At 55.3% G+C, this 17,408-nt stretch carries 16 protein-coding genes; 5 read left to right on the top strand and 11 right to left on the bottom strand.

The genetic code is table 11. The annotated features are described in order from the left end of the window. Positions 1-24: 24 nt before the first annotated feature. From MKX64_RS11305 to nirB, 5 genes are all read right to left on the bottom strand, one after another. On the bottom strand, positions 25-1,002 hold the full coding sequence (locus MKX64_RS11305; RefSeq protein ID WP_095265061.1) for an N-acetylglucosamine kinase: 978 nt from the start codon (positions 1,000-1,002) through the stop codon (positions 25-27). A gap of 111 nt (positions 1,003-1,113) precedes the next feature. After that, positions 1,114-2,037 (bottom strand): AraC family transcriptional regulator, encoded by a 924-nt coding sequence (locus MKX64_RS11300; protein ID WP_095265062.1) that lies wholly within the window; start codon positions 2,035-2,037, stop codon positions 1,114-1,116. Positions 2,038-2,268: 231 nt separating this feature from the next. Continuing rightward, on the bottom strand, positions 2,269-3,039 hold the full coding sequence (gene cobA / locus MKX64_RS11295; RefSeq protein ID WP_095265063.1) for a uroporphyrinogen-III C-methyltransferase: 771 nt from the start codon (positions 3,037-3,039) through the stop codon (positions 2,269-2,271). Positions 3,040-3,119: 80 nt separating this feature from the next. Next, on the bottom strand, positions 3,120-3,431 hold the full coding sequence (nirD, locus tag MKX64_RS11290; RefSeq protein WP_095398861.1) for a nitrite reductase small subunit NirD: 312 nt from the start codon (positions 3,429-3,431) through the stop codon (positions 3,120-3,122). Continuing rightward, the gene (nirB, locus tag MKX64_RS11285; RefSeq protein WP_095265065.1) at positions 3,428-5,884 is read right to left on the bottom strand and encodes a nitrite reductase large subunit NirB; all 2,457 of its coding nucleotides are present in this window, start codon (positions 5,882-5,884) and stop codon (positions 3,428-3,430) included. Before nirB ends, nirD begins: the two co-directional genes overlap by 4 nt. A gap of 540 nt (positions 5,885-6,424) precedes the next feature. On the opposite strand from nirB, the gene MKX64_RS11280 reads away from it, so the two are divergent. Both MKX64_RS11280 and MKX64_RS11275 read left to right on the top strand, forming a co-directional pair. Beyond that, a complete protein-coding gene (locus tag MKX64_RS11280) occupies positions 6,425-7,027 on the top strand; it encodes an ANTAR domain-containing response regulator (RefSeq protein WP_095265066.1) in 603 nt (200 codons plus the stop codon). 117 nt (positions 7,028-7,144) lie between these two features. Further along, positions 7,145-8,233: an anthranilate phosphoribosyltransferase gene (locus tag MKX64_RS11275; protein ID WP_341036294.1), complete on the top strand. Its 1,089-nt coding sequence runs from the start codon at positions 7,145-7,147 to the stop codon at positions 8,231-8,233. A 172-nt stretch (positions 8,234-8,405) separates the two neighbouring features. On the opposite strand, the gene MKX64_RS11270 is transcribed toward MKX64_RS11275, so the two are convergent. Then, a complete protein-coding gene (locus tag MKX64_RS11270; protein WP_095265067.1) occupies positions 8,406-9,479 on the bottom strand; it encodes a branched-chain amino acid aminotransferase in 1,074 nt (357 codons plus the stop codon). 515 nt (positions 9,480-9,994) lie between these two features. Continuing rightward, positions 9,995-10,537: a GNAT family N-acetyltransferase gene (locus MKX64_RS11265; RefSeq protein ID WP_095265068.1), complete on the bottom strand. Its 543-nt coding sequence runs from the start codon at positions 10,535-10,537 to the stop codon at positions 9,995-9,997. A gap of 453 nt (positions 10,538-10,990) precedes the next feature. Between MKX64_RS11265 and MKX64_RS11260 the strand changes: the two genes are divergently transcribed. After that, positions 10,991-11,431 (top strand): PH domain-containing protein, encoded by a 441-nt coding sequence (locus MKX64_RS11260; protein WP_095265069.1) that lies wholly within the window; start codon positions 10,991-10,993, stop codon positions 11,429-11,431. A gap of 23 nt (positions 11,432-11,454) precedes the next feature. Here MKX64_RS11260 and MKX64_RS11255 read toward each other — a convergent pair whose 3' ends face one another. After that, positions 11,455-12,054, bottom strand: coding sequence for a TetR/AcrR family transcriptional regulator (locus tag MKX64_RS11255; protein ID WP_330164076.1), 600 nt, complete (start codon positions 12,052-12,054; stop codon positions 11,455-11,457). An 89-nt stretch (positions 12,055-12,143) separates the two neighbouring features. Continuing rightward, complete coding sequence (locus MKX64_RS11250; protein ID WP_095265071.1) at positions 12,144-13,355, bottom strand: MFS transporter; 1,212 nt, start codon at positions 13,353-13,355, stop codon at positions 12,144-12,146. Positions 13,356-13,597: 242 nt separating this feature from the next. Between MKX64_RS11250 and MKX64_RS11245 the strand changes: the two genes are divergently transcribed. Next, on the top strand, positions 13,598-14,803 hold the full coding sequence (locus MKX64_RS11245) for an acyltransferase (RefSeq protein ID WP_095398856.1): 1,206 nt from the start codon (positions 13,598-13,600) through the stop codon (positions 14,801-14,803). Positions 14,804-14,969: 166 nt separating this feature from the next. Here the strand turns inward: MKX64_RS11245 and MKX64_RS11240 are convergent, their stop codons facing one another. Both MKX64_RS11240 and MKX64_RS11235 read right to left on the bottom strand, forming a co-directional pair. After that, positions 14,970-15,920: an alpha/beta hydrolase gene (locus MKX64_RS11240; RefSeq protein ID WP_095265073.1), complete on the bottom strand. Its 951-nt coding sequence runs from the start codon at positions 15,918-15,920 to the stop codon at positions 14,970-14,972. A gap of 34 nt (positions 15,921-15,954) precedes the next feature. After that, positions 15,955-16,812 carry an SDR family oxidoreductase gene (locus MKX64_RS11235; protein ID WP_095265074.1) on the bottom strand — a complete coding sequence of 286 codons (858 nt, stop codon included), beginning with the start codon at positions 16,810-16,812 and terminating at the stop codon, positions 15,955-15,957. Positions 16,813-16,993: 181 nt separating this feature from the next. Between MKX64_RS11235 and MKX64_RS11230 the strand changes: the two genes are divergently transcribed. After that, positions 16,994-17,371 carry a MerR family transcriptional regulator gene (locus tag MKX64_RS11230; RefSeq protein WP_095265075.1) on the top strand — a complete coding sequence of 126 codons (378 nt, stop codon included), beginning with the start codon at positions 16,994-16,996 and terminating at the stop codon, positions 17,369-17,371. Positions 17,372-17,408 lie beyond the last annotated feature (37 nt).

The raw sequence follows: 17,408 nt of genomic DNA, 5'->3' as shown, positions 1-17,408 counted from the left end.
TCCCTAATATGGCCTCAGATTCCCTCATACGCTCTCTTCATCAAACACAAACGCTTTAAGCCTGACTTCCGTCTCCGGTTTAATCGTCCGCCCGTCCGCTTCCATCGCACACATCAACGCCCCTACAACCGGGTCAGATGTCAATCGGACACAGCGGGCGCCCGGGGCCCGTTCTGCCACCACCCGCTCGATGGCGCTGGTCAGTATCGAGCTGTTCGGACGATTCAGCACGCTGCCGATATACACGATGTCAAAGATCTCCTGCGTCATGTCCAGACGCCGAACAAGTGTACATACGGCGTTGGCCAGCTCTTCTCCTTCGCTGACCAGAATTCGCGTGGCCACCTCGTCGCCGGCCTCGGCCGCTTCGAATACGATTTTCACCAGACTCGGAGGAATCGAAATGTTGCCGTACAAGACATCCTCATACATCGGCTCCACCTCGTCATAGCCGAGATGCCGGAGCACCAGCGGCGTGAGCAGCGTCTTAGGCCCCCGCCCATCCCAGGCGCGAATGACCGAGCGAAATGCCAGCTGGGCAAAACCGGCCCCTCCGGCATAGCCGTCTCCGTAGACAAAGCCGAATCCTCCGTATTGAAACTCCTCGCCCGCCCGGTTTCGGGCCGCACTGTTAAATCCCGTACCGCAGATGATTGCCGCGCCGTATGGCCGGCTGGTGCCTGCCCGCATGCCGATGATCGTGTCGCAGGCGATCGCATGCCGCGCATAGCCAAGACGCGCTATCATCGGACGCAGAATGGCAAAGTCCGCTTCACGATCCGCGCCGGCGAGCCCAAAATACGCATAGCTGATCTCTTCCTGAGCCGCCCCGGCCGACCGCAGCGCTGCCTCACAGGCCGATTGAATGTTGCGCTCCGCCTCGCGAGTCGTCTGATGATTGCCGTTACCGGACATTCCCTTACCTACAATATTCCCATTCTCATCGCAGATGACCGCGTGCGTCTTGCTCCCCCCGGCATCCACTCCCAGATACAAACTCATCGTCTCACTCCTACCGCCGCCCTTGGGCTGCGTCATGTGGTGGTATACGTTTACCATACCGCTTGCAGGGCGGTTCCTTCTACCGCTATACCACCGGGGAGTGATACAATCTTACTGTTTATCAGGTGGAGACAATTGGGGACCGGGATAACCCCCTGCCCCCGTATAAGCGCGTTCACGAACCTCGCTCGGCGAAGCCCCGATATGCAGCTTGAACAGCCGGTTGAAATTGGACAGATTGCGAAAACCGCAGCTTTCAGCGATCTCGATAATTTTATGATCCGTTGTCTCCAGCAGATGAACGGCATGAGTCAGCCGAAGCTGGATCAAATAATGATGCGGCGACGTTCCGACTACCTGCTGGAACAGCGCGCTGAAGCGGGATGGGCTAAGATGCGTCAGATCGGCCAGCTCGCGCAGCGTCCACCCGTAGGCAAAATGTAGCTCCATCGTCCGCAGCACCTCCTTGAGCGCATGCATTCCGCGAACAGGAACCGGAACTCGCTGCTTCTCCTGAGCCGGTGCCGTGAGATGGCGATTCGCCAGGCTCAAGAAGCGGATCAGATCCGAACGAATCAGGCTCATAAAGGACGTCCCCTTGATGCGGTTCTCCTCCATCATCCGGCTGAACAGCAGCACCAGCTCGTCATATATCGGCGAGTCGGCATTCACGACATGCGGGAAACGCGTTCCCAAAGCACGAAACGGCAGCAGCAGATCCGGATCATATTTCAAATCGATAGCAAGCAGCGAAGGCTCGAACATCATCACGTCCATCACCAGGTTGTCCGTTTCGTAGGCCCGGTGAAGATCATTGCTGTTGATCAGAATAAGGTCGCCCTGTTTGAACGACAGCCTCATCCCATTGATCACAATATAGCCCGTGCCGCTGCGGATATAATTGAGCTCCAGCGCATGATGCCAGTGAAGGCGCTGAGCCCCGATGAAGATCCCTCTCGTGGTGGAGGCTGTGAACGGAAATGCAGCATGGGTAAATGCAATCTGGTCAGGCAAAATGCTTTGCGGGCGGTCCATTGCCGGCACCTCCTGGATTATGAATATTCACGAAACCATTCAATTACCCCCATCCTACCACGCGACTTCAAGAACCGCCACGGATAATAAATGCAATTTACCAGGCGCGATAGCACCTCTGCCGGGAAGCAGGCCTGCAACAAAAAGCAGGCCATGCCCCGCCGCATGACCTGCCTCTGAACAGCCTTGAGAATTTGACTTAACCTAAGATTCGGCGAGCGTCCCCCGCCATTAACCAATTCGCATGGACGCAGCGCTCTGCAGCGCTGCGACCTGCTCCGGAATATGGGCTACCTCACCGACTACGATCAGCGCCGGATTGCCCAGCTTCACCTGCGCAGCCACTTCCTGCATATCCTCCACGGTACACAGGAAGCTCCGCTGCAGGTGGGTCGTTCCCTGCTCAATGAAGGCAACCGGGGTCGCACCAGGCTTGCCATGAAGCAGCAGCTGCTCCCGGATGAACGGTATCTGCTTGACGCCCATATAGATCACAAGCGTATCCACACTGTGCGCCAGCAGATCCCACCGGACCGGCGTACCATCACCGTGACAGCGGCTGCCTGTCACACAGGCGAAGGATGCCGCCACACCGCGGTGGGTTAGCGGAATGCCCGCCGAAGCCGCCGAGCCGATGGCGGATGTAATTCCGGGGATGACCTCATGCGGAATGCCGTAGGCGGCAAGCGCCAGCACCTCTTCCCCGCCACGACCGAACACGAAGGGATCGCCGCCCTTGAGCCGGACCACCCGCTTGCCCTGCAGCCCATAACGGATGAGCAGCTTGTTGATCCCCTCCTGGGGCACCGCATGCTCCCCCGGGGCTTTGCCGCAGTATATGCGGATCGCCTCTGGCGGCGCATAGGACAGCAGCTCTTCATTGACCAGCCGGTCGTACAAGATCACGTCGGCCTCCTGTATACGTTTCAGCGCCTTCACGGTGATGAATTCCGGATCCCCCGGTCCCGCTCCAACGATACTGACCCTGCCTGTTGTCCGCATATGGCGCACCCCCTGTAATTGTCATTCATGAAGCTCCAGACCGTTCTGTTAAGCGCACGCGCGCGGCACCTGCATCCGGTCTAGAGGACGATATAGACCGAACCGCTTGTGCCGTCAATTTCCGTCCGGAAGGTCGTAATGCATCCGTCATCCGGCTCGTACACGCGCCCGCTGGCCAGGTCGATCTTCCAATCGTGCAGCGGGCAGTGCACCGCCGTTCCGCATACCATGCCCTCAGACAGCTTGCCGCCTTTATGCGGGCACCGGTTCTCCACCGCTTTTACGCTGCCGTCACTGAGCTTGAATAACGCAATTTCCGTATCCTCGATACGAAGCGTGCGCGCGCCTTTGGGATCGATATCCTCCAGATTCGCAACAAATATTTTGCTCATGACCTTCTACCTCCCAAGGTTTCACCGGCACCTGCTCCGGCTTCAGCCAGCGGCATGAAGTTCTTGCGCAGTTCCGGATTCTCGATGATTTCTTTCCACGGATCGGTTGTCCGGCTCAGCGTCTCCTCGATCCGGGATACGAGCGCCTGACGGTCTTCCTGCTTCTCGAGAGCCGCCTTGATGGCATCAAGCCCCACCCGTTCAAGCCAGACCGAAGTCCGCTCATTCCAGTTGGCCGTCTCGCGGTAGTACTGCAGGTAGGCTCCGGTCCATTCCATCACTTCTTCCTCGGTCTTCACCGTGCAGAGCAAGTCCGCTGCCCGGACCTTGACCCCGCCATTGCCGCCGACGTAGATTTCCCAGCCGCCGTCAATCGCAACCACACCGAGATCTTTAATCGTGGCTTCCGCACAGTTGCGCGGACAGCCCGATACCGCCAGCTTCACCTTCGCAGGGGTGTTGAGACGCTCGAATGCTTTCTCCAGCTCAATGCCCATCCCGATGGAGTCCTGCGTGCCGAATCGGCAGAAGGTCGAGCCCACGCAGGTCTTCACGGTCCGAAGGGTCTTGCCATAGGCGTGGCCTGACGGCATGTCGAGCTCCTCCCAAATCTTCGGCAGGTCCTCCTTCTTCACCCCGAGCAGGTCCAGCCGCTGTCCGCCTGTGAACTTCACCATCGGCACATTGTATTTCTCCGCTACCGCCGCGATCTTCTTCAGATCAGCCGGTGAGGTTACGCCCCCGTACACCCGCGGCACAACCGAATACGTCCCATCCTTCTGAATATTGGCGTGGTACCGTTCGTTCGTGAACCGCGACTCCTTCTCGTCAGCGTACTCTGCTGGCCACAGCATGCCCAAATAGTAGTTGAGCGCAGGGCGGCATTTCGAGCAGCCTTCGGGCTCGCTCCAGCCCAGAACGTTCATCGTCTCCTTGACACTGAGCAGGCGAAGCTCCTTGATGCTGGATACAATCTCATCCCGGCTCAGTGACGTGCAGCCGCAGATGCCCTCCTTGACCGGCTCACCGGCCATATCCCCGCCGTAGAGCTGAAGCAGCCCTTCCACCTCCGGTCTGCAGCCGCCGCAGGAGGCCGACGCCTTAGTGCAGCCCTTGATCTTTCCTACCGTGTGATTGCCGTCGGCAATCGCCTCGACGATGCGCCCTTTCGTCACACCGTTGCAGCCGCATATAATCTCATCCTCCGAGCAGGACTCAAGCCGGGCGAGCGGCGACAGCGAGGACTGTCCGGTCTGGTAGCCGAGCAGCAGCTCCTTCTCCCGTCCCGCAACAGATTCGCCGCTCTTGATCAGGGAGAATAAGGATGCACCGTCTGACGTATCCCCGAACAAGACGGCGCCGATCAGCCTGTCGTCCTTGAGCACGATCTTTTTATATACACCGTCAATGTCATCCTGATACCGCAGCGAGCGGGTGCCCTCCGCATCATTGAACATCCCGGCAGAGAACACATCCACACCCGATACCTTGAGCTTGGTCGAAGTGACCGAGCCCGCGTATCCGTCTGTGTCCACGCCGGCCAGGCGTTTGGCCAGCACAGCCCCTTGCTCATACAGCGGCGCGACTAGCCCGTAGGCAATCCCCCGATGCTCTGCACACTCCCCGACCGCATACACGCCCGGAGCGCTTGTCTGCAGGTAATCATCCACGATAATGCCGCGGTTGACCTGAAGCCCGGCCGATTTAGCCAATTCCACATTCGGCAGAATGCCAACGGCCATCACCACCAGATCGGCCTCCAGCCTGCTCCCGTCCGCGAACTCCAGCCCCTCAGCCCGGCGCCTGCCGATAATCGCAGCCGTCTGCTTCTCCATCAGGAAGTTCATGCCTTGTTCTTCCAGCTCGCGGCGCAGCATTTCGGAAGCCGGGGCATCCAGCTGGCGATCCATCAAGTGCTTGCCAAGATGGACCACCGTGACGTCCATGCCCAAGTTCAGCAGGCCCCGCGCCGCCTCCAGTCCGAGCAATCCGCCGCCGATGACCGCCGCCTTCTTGTATGACTTTGCCGCCTCGATCATTTTGTTGCAGTCATGGATGTCCCGAAAACCAATCACGCCTTCCTTCCGGGCGCCCGGGATGGGAAGGATGAACGGATTCGAGCCCGTTGCGATAATGAGCGCATCATACGAGGCCTCGACACCGGATTCAGAGATGACCTTGCGGTTGTCCGTATCAATCCGGACAGCGGCATCTCCTTTATATAACTGAATGCCGTTCGATTCGTACCAATCCAGATCATTGATTATGATCTCCTTCATATCCGTGCCGCCCGCCAGAACCTTGGAGAGCATAATCCGGTTATAATTCGGATAAGGTTCCGCGCCAAATACCGTCATCTCATACGCTCCGGGCGACAGCTTCAGCACATGCTCAATCGTTCTTACGCCCGCCATCCCGTTGCCAACCAGCACTAACTTCTTAGGTTCGTTCATCGCAGGTTCTCTCCTTTTCGGCTATGTTCAGGGGTGAAAAACAACAGAAAAAGCCCGCATTCGCCAAGAAAAAAGATCCATCATCTCTCTTCTGATCTGGCGAAGGCAGGCTTCGTTGCCGCTTCTACCCGGACACACCGTTGTATCCGTGAACAATGTTTTTATGGTTTTATTGCTCTTAACTATATAAGACGCCGGTTTTCATGTCAATATACATTACATAATTTTCGAGATAAAAAAATTTTTTCTATCCTTGCGTAATCTTTTATTACCTATCACCCGGGATTGGAAATTCGCTACAGCCGCAGCGTTTTTCCTAATCGACCGAACTGCAAACTGCGATGGAACCATCGTTTTTCTTGATGCTGCAGGGAAATTACCCTCTTTATGAAAAAATGAAAATAAGTTATCATCTGGAGTACACTGGGATTGAAACTTAAACGTCCCGTGAAACAAGCCTTGATTTATATGTTATATTAATTGACATGTACGATTGCAACTGATGATAATCAGCTTCTCAATGAGGGGGGATTTCTTTCGATGCGCTGCTTACTCCTTATTCATGAACAGGGCTCCGCTGCCGCCGGGCAGGAACAGACCTCGATCGAATCCACTGCGGTGGCCGAGGAGAGCCTGAACGAGTGTGGATACCAAGTATATACCGCCTGTTCCGCAGCGGATGTCCCCCGCTGTATTCACGACATCGATGCCGCGGTCGTCCATCTGCCTATGGCTAGGCTTAACACCTGGCACAGGACATTGAATGAGTGGAAGTCCATGCCGCTGCTGTGGTGGTGCAGCCCGTACGCCGCAACGGCATCAGCAGCCGCATGCGAGGACGATGTTCCAATCGATGGCATTATGACGCCTACCATGAGCCCCGCCGAGCTTCACTGGGCGCTGCATATTGGAGCGAAGCAGTTCTTCGACCGGCAGCAGTGGGATGCGGAAAGACGGCAGCTGCGAGCCCAGCTTGAAGAGCGAAAATGGATTGACATGGCCAAAGGCATTCTATGCGACATTAACCGGATATCCGAGGCGGAGGCCTATGATCTGCTGCGGCGTAGAGCCATGAATGAGCGCAAGCGGATTGTCGATGTGGCGACTTCCATTGTTAAGGCTCATCAGCACCTGATGGCGTGACGTCCTATGTGACAAGACTCCCTGCCCAGCGAGGCCAACAGGCCAAGAGATCCACCGATCGGCCGCTTCCTCGTCGTAGCGGGAGAGAACGTGATTGACGAAACGGAGGTCCTGATGATGACGATGATCGATATATTGAAAGAGGTCGGCAGAGGCAAGCGGGGCGCCCGTGATCTGAATTACAGCGAAGCTCTTGCCGCAGCCGAGTCGATAATAGATGGAACAGCAACTCCCGCCCAGATCGGAGCGTTCTTCGTTGCGGAACGCATGAAGATGGAGAGTGCCGAGGAATTGGAGGCGTTCGTGCACGTGCTGCGGGAGCGGACATACCGCTCATCGGCTCATGCGGGCCTGGACTGCGCGGGTCCGTATGACGGGCGAAAATCATCTTTTTACGCCACCTTCCCCACCGCGTTTCTGCTTGCCGCGGCCGGTGTACCTGTAACGCTGCACGGGATGGCCTCTCTGCCTCCTAAATGGGGCGTAACCCTGATGGATCTGCTACGACAGAAGGGCATCGACTCGGCAAGCGTCCTGCCCGACCATGCCCTGATGGCAGCCAAACAGAGCGGCGTGCTGCTGGTCGATGCCGAGCAGTGGTGTCCGCCGCTGCAAGCGCTCCGGCCTCTCCGGGAGGAGCTTGGCATGCGAACGATTCTGAATACCGCAGAGAAGCTGCTGGATTACAGTCACGCTGATTATATCGTGTATGGCGTATTTCACAGCACCGTGTTCGACCGGATGGGCCAGCTGATGGAGACGCTCAAATACCGTAAAGCGCTCATCGTGCAGGGTACAGAGGGATCAGAGGATCTGTTCATCCACCGGGCGACCCGCGTCCATCTGATCCAGGACGGGGAATCGCACATGCATATGATTGATCCGGAGACCTTCGGCCTGGAGGCCACTCCCCCCGACAAGGACTGGACCGCAGCCGAGCAGCTGAAGACCGCCGAGGAAGTGCTGCAAGGCCAGGCGCACATCGCCTTCACCAATCAGGTGCTGCTGAATGCGGCGGTTCGGCTCCACCTGTGCGGCAGCGCCGATTCAATCGAGGAAGGGATCTATACATGCAAGTCCCTGCTCGAGCGCGGCGCCGCCTGGAACAGATATGAATGCTGGCACCAGGCCTTGCGCGCCAGCGCGAGCTCAAGCTCTAGTTCCGGCTCCAGTCAGTCGCCGGGCTCTATCCCCTCTGCACGCTGATCGTAAGAGCATAACAACAAGGACCTTGTCCGCTCACGGGAATCCATCTCCCATAAGCGGCAAGGTCCTTTTTCTTTTCCCCGCTTGGTTACAACGGCCCGGGGCACCGGATCACCTCGCTTGACCGCGAGCAGACGCAGTGCGATCCTCACAGCCGCCGCGCGCCGGATGATTAACGGGATAGCTCCACCGTCCAGCCGAACGGATCTTCCATCGTTCCGCGCTGAATGCCCGTAATCGTATCATACACCCGCTTGGACAGCTCGCCGGTTGTTCCCCCGTGAATGACCATCTTATTCCCCTGCCATTCCAAAGCGCCAATCGGTGAGATTACAGCTGCCGTGCCGGTGCCAAACGCTTCAATCAGCTGGCCGCTGCGATGGGCTTCCGCAATTTCGTCGATGGACAGCGCCCGCTCCTCGACCGGAATGTTCCAGTGGCGCAGCAGCTCCAGCACCGAATTCCGCGTCACCCCGTTCAGGATACTTCCGTTCAGCGCCGGGGTCACAACGGTATCCCCCAGCTTGAAGAAGACGTTCATGCTCCCGACCTCTTCGATATATTTGCGATGAACCCCGTCCAGCCACAGCACCTGCGAATACCCTTTCTCATGGGCTTCCTCCTGTGCCTTCAAGCCGGCCGCGTAGTTTCCTGCCGTCTTGGCATGCCCCACGCCGCCGGTTACGGCCCGGACATAATTCGGCTCCACATAGATGCTGACCGGGTTAATGCCCTCTTGATAATAGGAGCCAACGACGGACAGAATGATCATGAACTTATACTGACGCGATGGGGCAACCCCCAGCAGCGGTTCGGTTGCAAACACGAACGGACGAATATACAGCGACGTTCCCGGCTCGGAAGGAATCCAGTCGCGGTCAATCAGCACGAGCTCCGAAATCGCCTGCATAACCAGCTCTTCATCCAGCGCCGGGATGCTTAGACGATGATTGGACAGGTTCAAACGCTCGATATTTTTGTTGGGACGAAACAGAAGCGTTCGCTGATCCTCCGTCAGGTAGGCCTTCAGCCCTTCAAATACGGTCTGGCCATAATGGAAAACCTTGGCCGCCGGATCCAGCTCAATCGGCTGATACGGCACGATGCGCGGGTCATGCCAGCCCTTGCCCTCATCATAATCAAGCATGAACATATGATCGGTAAATACCGTCCCGAACTCCAGGCGCTCGCCCGAAGGCTTCGGCTTCTTGTTGGTTGTCGGCTCGATTGCAATTGTATGAACCATTGTTATCCATCTCCTCTTAGAACAGTGCTATCGGCTTATATGCCTTCATGTTCTAGTTATTTATTGAATCATGCCAAACGATACTCGTTCCTAATAAGTATCTGGCCTATAACCCTCCAGCTGCACCAAAAAACTCCGCCCCACAAGGGACGGAGTTCAATCCGCGGTACCACCCAACTTCGCACCGTTCCCGGCGCGCGCCTCAACACCGCATGAAGCCTGCATCATTCGCAAGACTCCTAAGCGGATGCTTCCCGATACATAACGGCGGGATTCCGGATGCGCCTACACAGCTTATGTAACCTTCAGCGCACCTGCTCCGAGGCGACGGCCATCTCTATCGCCGCTGACTGCTTCGCACCTGCCAGCAGTTCTCTGAACCAGCTCCAACGATATCGGCTTCCTCATCAGTGCATTTCAAATTTTTATTAGTCTATCCCAACTATCGGCTTCCGTCAAGAGGCGCCAGACCGTCTTATACGCAGTCCCCGCCTGATTCCGTGTCACCGGGGCGTTTATCTGTTGCTGCTGAACCGGAAGACCAGCATGTCTCCTTTTTTCGGGTGAACGCCTTTGCCCTCGGTGTATTTCCCGCCGGTATACGTATCCAGCGTTCTCCGCCAGAAAATCTGGCTTGTCATATTCCGCTCGCTCGAATTCGTCTGAAGCTCCCAGCCGCCTTGAAGCTGGTTGAATAATTGCACCGCTGCCTTCTGAGCGACACCCTGCCGCCGATAAGCGCGCAGCACAAAGTAATCGTTCAGATGATACTTTGTGTTCGGGGAGGATGCCTCCGACTCATCAGTCACAAGCGCGAATCCCGCTGCGCTGCCGTCCACTGTGATCAGGTATGGAAAGAGATCGGATGGCTGCTCCCACCAGTTCTCATGCCGTTCGCTCAACTCACTCAGCGTTCTTACGCCGGCATCTTCATCAAAGATACCGTACGGATTAGGTCGGGTTCCCCATATCTCAGACATGTCATGCAAGTACAGCGGATACAAGTTATGAATGATAAATGACTGTTCCTTCGGGCATAAACGCACTTCAATATTCACGGATTATCCCCTCCCTAATTGGAATATGAATGCGCACACATTGATCCGGGCGCACAGCTAAGTATGTCTAGGATAACATAATTCCGGCCTCAAGAGGTTTACAGTGATGTAAATTTGTTGACGCTTGCTGTTAAATATTTACGACAATTTGGATATTCGGCAGATAGGTCTGCACATCCGCCAGCGCTCTCTCCAGCCGATCGTCTCATAAATAAACGTGCCCGCAGATCGAACTTGAAATCCGCCGCTGATGTTCTTACTATACTTTACATATCCGGCCTTGACTATGACAGTTGCAACATTCCTCCAGCCGAACGTTCGGTATAATTGCCCGATATTCATTATATGCCATGACGGCTTATCCTAAGTAATGACGCTAAGGCGGCGGAGAATGCGATATAATAGACGTTCAAAGCTGTTTCCATATCACTTATTAAAGGGGCTGATCATGGGATGATTTATCGTTCGAAAGTAGACCGGTTTTATAAAAGATTTCTTATGATCATCATACTGATCCTGGCGCTCGCAACCTTCTGGCCGCTATTTCTTGAGGGGGGCAATATACTGGAGGTCATTGTCGTTCTGAGCTGCATATTCGGGGCGATAACAGCCTTTCTGTTGTGGTGCACCTTGTCCATTAAATATGTATTTCGTCAAGAGGATTTACTTGTGAGCGGAGGTCCGTTTCGAAGCCGAATTCCTTATCAGAGCATCACTAAGACTGCGCCGACAACAGCCATCTATACCGGTTATCGGGTGATGTCCGCGCGCGAGGGGCTTGAGATCTTCTATACGACAGCGGCGTTTGGGAGTGTGAAGATTTCGCCGGAGGAGCCGGAGAGGTTTATCGATGAATTGAAGAAAAGATGTCCGCATATGCAGGTCGAGGCGTAGGCCATCCCTACGCCCTGATCTGTTCAGGTCCCCGGGTCCAGCGTCCCTTGCAGAAAGACATGCATCGCTTGGCGATACAGCTCGAGTGTATCTTTCACCTGGGTGCGCCGGGACATCTCGCCAAGGCCCATCATCAGGGCACCAAGAATGACGGCGAGCATCCGCGCATCATGCTGCTGGATCTGCCCGTCTGCCATGGCCGCCTGCAAAATTTCCTGATAGAAGGTAATCTGCGCCGTATAGAACTCCGTCACCTTGTCTTGTACTTCACTGTTGTCCCACTCGCTACTGAGAAACTCGTCCATCGCTTTGGTCAGCGGATGGTTCAGGTCATTCTTCACAATATGTTCAGCCAGACCCTGGAGCTTCTCGGTAATGGTGAACCAGGTGGATTCCCTCTCTCTCCATTGCTCCAGCCAATCCCGGTCCCATTCATCCAGCAGATATTGAAATAGTCCTTCCTTGCTGCCGAAGTGATAGTAGATGTTGCCTTTGCTCTTGCCCGTGGCCGCTGCGATGTCCTCGATGGAGGTTCCCTTGTAGCCCTTCTGGGCAAATAAATGTTTGGCTGCTTCAGCTACCTGTTTCTTCGTTTGTTCCCCTTGCTCCTTTTTTCGATTCACGAATTTGCTCCCTTCATTATCTCTCCTTCGTGCTTTTCGCTGGATTAACCGCCCGGGGCGCATGCGCGCCCCGACATCAACAAGCCCGCTTATCTTGCCGTATCGGCTGGCCGCTCCACCGGTTTGTGAATCCAGCGCAGGCTGAACATCCAGCCCACCAGGGCGATGAGACTGCCGAGCAGGAACGGAGAGTTGATCTCGATATCGAACAGGGCTCCTGCCAGAATCGGGCCGCCGATATTCCCCAGACTGGTATAGGACGCATTCAGCCCGGCGACAAGCCCTTGCTCATTCCCCGCTATCCTGGAAAAATACGTGCTGATGGCCGGACGTACGAAGTCGACCGCCAGGAAAACGATCGTCACGGATACGAGCATCATCCAATATTGCGCGGAGAAAATCGTGGTTACCATGAATATGGCCATCAATAACAGGCAATATACCGTCAGCCTCTTCTCCCCGATCCAATGGATCAATCGCCCAAACAGGGTGAGCTGCATCACCGCGCCAACGATAGCGCCAACCGCGATCAGCCACGCAATTTGGCCAGGGGTATACCCGTATTTATGATCTACGAAAAGTCCCAGCACCGTCTCAAACTGTGATAGTCCGAGCGAAATGATCAGGATGATCAACAGCCCGGTAAAATAAGGCGTACGATAAGACCCCATCAGCTGCACGAGCTGGGACTCCTTCTGTTCCTCCCGGTTCTGTGCGGCAAGTCGCGTGCTCTTGTCCAGCGATTCCGGCAGAATCAGCATAGACACGAGACCGGACAAGGCTGCAGCTCCCGCCGCTGCAAAGAAAGGCACCCGCAGACCATACTCGGCAAGAAAGCCGCCGATGGCCGGCCCGATGATAAAACCGGTCGAGATCGCCGCATTGATCCAGCCCATGCCCATGCCGCGATCCTCCTCTGTCGTAATATCGACTACATAAGCCATGACAGCAGGCATGATAAAGGCGACGGATACGCCGCCGAGCATTCTTGCGATAAAGAGCAGCAGCGCATTCGTTGCCAGACCGAAGAGCAGTTCGGATAACGCAAATATGAACAGGCCGGCAACGATGATCCATTTACGCCCATAACGATCTGACCAGCTTCCCGCATACGGGGCCACCAGAAATTGAGTTAACGAAAATACAGCCACGAGAAAACCGACCATCGTTCCGGAAATACCCAGCACATTCATATAGGTTGGCATGATCGGAATGACCAGACCGACACCTACAAATCCTATAAATATATTAAACATGAGCAATAAAATCGCTCCGTTGTTTCTGGTTGCCAATGCTTTCATCTCTCGCTCCCCCAGGTTCATCTCTTGTGTATTCATTCATTTATACCGAACGTTCAGTATATATTATCGCCGGGCTTGCTCGATTGTCAATGTGATTTTTCGAGCGCCTTGCTTTGAAGAACAGGGGGATGAATATGGAACTGGATGAGGTGTGCCTTTTTCGCAGTTTTTTTGTTATAATGGCTCGAACGAACATGACATCATCTCACAGATTTGTAAATAGAGAGAACGGAGGGGAGACGATGAGAAAAGAGCGCATTGAGGAAGTGACCTTGCTGCGGGCAATGGCTTTCATGGCGATCACAATGCAGCATTGCATTGCAGAATATATATATAGACCGGACATCGCGCAGCCGGATGCGGTCATGCTGGGCATGCTGTTTCACTTCACCCGGTTTGGCACGCCGACCTTCGTGTTTCTGTCCGGGCTGATCCTGTTCTATAACTACGCGGAGAAGCTGAATTATCTAACGTACGTGCGGAAGCGGGCAACCGATATTCTGGTACCGTTCCTGACGTGGACCGTCATTTATTGGGTGTCCGTCAGCATCATATCCGGCCATTCGTTCACCGCAGCCGGCACGTGGACCACGCTTGTCCGTCAGCTGGTAGAGCCAAGCTATGGCTATCATCTGTGGTTCATCCTGATGATCTTCCAGTTTTACCTGCTGCTGCCGCTGCTGCTGAGACTGGCCAAGCCTGTGCACAGCTTCATTCAGCGGGAGCCTGAGCAGGCATTCCGGCGCACTCTTATGCTGGTGGCAGGTGCGGCTATCGTATACGGGGCACTGACCTGGTTTTCCTATTACCGGGCCGGCGCCAGCGCTGCCGCCATCGGGGGTTTCTGGGAATGGCTGATGGTCCATCGGTCCAAATGGTTTGTGTTCTATTTCTTCTATTTTCTGCTCGGAGCGGTGTGCGCGTACGGACTGGACCGGTTTCGCCGGGTTGCCGTCAGCAGTCTGCTGGCAAGCGGACTGGCGTTCATTCTCCTGTACATCTGGGCGGGATATGAGCTGCTGGGGATATCGACAACGAGCATGATGCTGGGGGCCTCTACTTACCTGCGGCCGACCATCTTCCTGCTCATTGTCGCCCAGTTGATGGCTGTCTATGGCCTGGCCGTCATCATCGACCGGCATGGCGGGATGATGAAGCGGTTCATGCTGTTCGTCGGCCGCCATTCATTCGGCGGATTCCTCGCCCATGCGTTTGTGCTGATGCTGGTCTCCGGGGTCACCCGGCCGATGCAGCTGGAGGGCTCGCATCTGATCGCGACCCTCATCACCTTCCTGATCGTTGCCGCAGGCTCGATTGGCATCGCCAAATTGGCCAGCCTGCTGCCGTTCGGTTCACTGCTGATCGGCGCGCAGGGAAGGAAGAAGAAGAGCCCCGGCAGCAATGGCAAGCCGCCTTATCGCCAGGAGCAGACCGGAGCCCCATTATAGTAAGGATTCGCCCGAAACATTAAACAATGTCGCGGTCAGCATTGCGCTGACCGCGACATTGTTGTATATATCCCAAATCCGCTGTTGGCTAACCTGATCGGGATGGTGCACAGCTTCTTCCCCGTATCCTTATATCATGCCGGCGCATGCGGATGCACATGCATCGTTACTTATGCAAGGCTTGCTTCAATGCTGTCTTGTATTCATTCACAGCACGCTGACTGATCTCGGCGCCGGGAACATACTCCTCGAAGCCATGAAAACACCCCGGGTAGAGATGGAATTCCGTAGGCACTCCTGCCTCGGCCAACCTGGTCACATACTCGATCGTTTCGTCGCGAAACGGGTCCAGATCGCCAACGCAGATATACGTTGGAGGAAGACCGGACAAGTCGGTTGCGCGAGCCGGGGCCGCATAGGGAGAGATCGCTCCGTCTTCGCGTTCCCCTAAATACAACGACCAGGCCAGTTCTGTCTTGGCCTTGCTCCATACCCGGTCGTCCGTGATCGTCTGGCTGGACGGGGTAACCATCCGATCATCGATCATCGGATATAGAGGCATCTGGAACATGATCGCAGGCCCCTGCCGATCTCTGGCCAGGAGGGAGAGCGCAGCGGTCAATCCGCCGCCGGCGCTCGGGCCCATCACAGCAATTCGGGAGTTGTCACCTCCCAGTTGTTCGGCATGGTCCGCGAACCACTTCAGCGCGGCATAGCAATCCTCCAGCGGTGCCGGATACGGATGCTCAGGCGCTAGCCGATAATCTACTGACACGATGATGCATTCGAGCTCGGATACCATCTGCTTCATAGCGGGATCCATCATATCAGCGGATCCGAGGATATATCCGCCGCCATGAATATAGAGAAGGCCCGGAAGCGCGCCCTTCTTCTCTCGCGGCTCGTAAATTTTGATCCGGACGTCCGGACCGTCCGCCACGCATGGAATATACCGTTCCGAGGTCAGAACCCCCTCATGCACAGGCAGCGTCGCCGCCATGGCCGCAGCAAATTGCTGCATCTCCATTCTTTTCTCCTCCAGGTTCTCCCTCGTGTAGATAACTTCCGGCAAACCAGCAAACATCGACTTCAGTTCAGGATGCAGTCTATCTTCCATGTTCCAAGCCACCTTTGTCACAGAGAGTTGCACATCATTGTTCAACATCAGGCCGGCTGTTGCGCCAAGCCGTTTGTCCCAGCAAATCACGCATCGTCGCCATATACTCTTCTTCCGAGCGGGTCCACCTCAGTCTCGCCGTTTCCTCCGCATCCGGCCCTGCAAGGTAGCGCAGCCGAATGGACGGATCACAGGCAGCGGCATACACCTGATCCGCAACCTGGTTCTCGTCCGCATTATCAAACGGATAGTTCATCATCGTATTCATCATATAATCATAATAAGGCTTATACGCGGGCGGGACCGACACACCTTCGGTCGCAGCCATCGTATTCGCAGCAAAGTTTGTCGTGCGCATCGCGCCCGGCTCCACAAGCTTAATCTTGATATTTTGCGATTCCAGTTCGTAGGACAGAGATTCAGTCAGCCCTTCAACCGCATGCTTGGTAGACACATAAATCGACAACAGCGGATTGGATGTGAAGCCGACATTCGAGGTGACGTTAACGATCGTTCCACCCCCTTGTTCACGAAAATAGGGCGTAATCGCCTGGATGACATTCATGACGCCGAAGACATTCGTATCGTAAACGCTGCGCACCACCTCCATCGGTGTTGCTTCGAATATCGACAGGACACTGACACCGGCGTTATTCACGACCGCATCAATCCGGCCGAACCTCTCCACACCTGCCTGGATCGCAGCTTTAATCGTCGCCGGCTTCGTCACATCCAGCTCGTAGACGGCAATCCGCTCCGGGTAGATCTCCGCCAGCCTTTGATCCGGCTTGCGCATGGTCGCAATGACATTCCATCCTTCTCGGGCAAATTTCTGTGCTGCCGTATAACCAAGCCCGGTGGAGCTGCCTGTAATCAATACTGTTTTGGTCACGGGTAAACCCTCCTCTTCCTCAGTTCAGATTTCTCTCTAAGCTTACCGGGTTACAGTTGCTCGAAGTCAAATGCATACCCTGATGCCTGTAACGGCGGGAGGAGATTGGACGGAAAGCAAGCGCGGACTGTACAATAAGATTAGAGTACCTCTAAGCACACAAAGGCGGTGACGATAGCTTATGGCTTTTACGATGAAGGAAGTTGTGGAAAGAACCGGCATTTCCCCGTATACACTCCGTTTCTATGAGAAAGAAGGCGTACTGCCCGCTGTTGACCGGGACGCTAACGGCGTTCGCAAATTCAGCGACCACTACGTCGATTGTGTTGAGATGGTTCAAGCCCTTCGTTCGACAGGACTGCCTCTGGCCGAGATCAAAGAGTATGCCGAGCTGTACAAAAGCGGAAATCGGACACTGCCTCTAAGAAAAATGATGCTCCTCAGCCAGAAGAACAAAGTGGAGGATCAAATCAGCAGGCTCATGAAAGCGCTGGAGAAGCTGAATTACAAATTAGCGTTAATTGATGCCCAAGAGAATAGATTCGAGAGACTGCCTTGAGGATGGGATGCGGTTCATTCACACTGGCTGTATAATC

This window comes from Paenibacillus sp. FSL M8-0334 (genome assembly GCF_038000405.1).
GTDB classification, from domain to species: domain Bacteria; phylum Bacillota; class Bacilli; order Paenibacillales; family Paenibacillaceae; genus Paenibacillus_AQ; species Paenibacillus_AQ campinasensis.
The sequence above is the reverse complement of the archived record's forward strand: the minus strand, read 5'-3'. Positions and strand labels throughout refer to the sequence as shown.

Bases quoted from the DNA above. Each gene is read 5' to 3' on its own strand.
- MKX64_RS11305 (WP_095265061.1), bottom strand. From the start codon at position 1,002: ATGAGTTTGTATCTGGGAGTGGATGCCGGGGGGAGCAAGACGCACGCG.
- MKX64_RS11300 (WP_095265062.1), bottom strand. From the start codon at position 2,037: ATGGACCGCCCGCAAAGCATTTTGCCTGACCAGATTGCATTTACCCAT.
- cobA (WP_095265063.1), bottom strand. From the start codon at position 3,039: ATGCGGACAACAGGCAGGGTCAGTATCGTTGGAGCGGGACCGGGGGAT.
- nirD (WP_095398861.1), bottom strand. From the start codon at position 3,431: ATGAGCAAAATATTTGTTGCGAATCTGGAGGATATCGATCCCAAAGGC.
- nirB (WP_095265065.1), bottom strand. From the start codon at position 5,884: ATGAACGAACCTAAGAAGTTAGTGCTGGTTGGCAACGGGATGGCGGGC.
- MKX64_RS11280 (WP_095265066.1), top strand. From the start codon at position 6,425: ATGCGCTGCTTACTCCTTATTCATGAACAGGGCTCCGCTGCCGCCGGG.
- MKX64_RS11275 (WP_341036294.1), top strand. From the start codon at position 7,145: ATGACGATGATCGATATATTGAAAGAGGTCGGCAGAGGCAAGCGGGGC.
- MKX64_RS11270 (WP_095265067.1), bottom strand. From the start codon at position 9,479: ATGGTTCATACAATTGCAATCGAGCCGACAACCAACAAGAAGCCGAAG.
- MKX64_RS11260 (WP_095265069.1), top strand. From the start codon at position 10,991: ATGATTTATCGTTCGAAAGTAGACCGGTTTTATAAAAGATTTCTTATG.
- MKX64_RS11250 (WP_095265071.1), bottom strand. From the start codon at position 13,355: ATGAAAGCATTGGCAACCAGAAACAACGGAGCGATTTTATTGCTCATG.
- MKX64_RS11245 (WP_095398856.1), top strand. From the start codon at position 13,598: ATGAGAAAAGAGCGCATTGAGGAAGTGACCTTGCTGCGGGCAATGGCT.
- MKX64_RS11240 (WP_095265073.1), bottom strand. From the start codon at position 15,920: ATGGAAGATAGACTGCATCCTGAACTGAAGTCGATGTTTGCTGGTTTG.
- MKX64_RS11230 (WP_095265075.1), top strand. From the start codon at position 16,994: ATGGCTTTTACGATGAAGGAAGTTGTGGAAAGAACCGGCATTTCCCCG.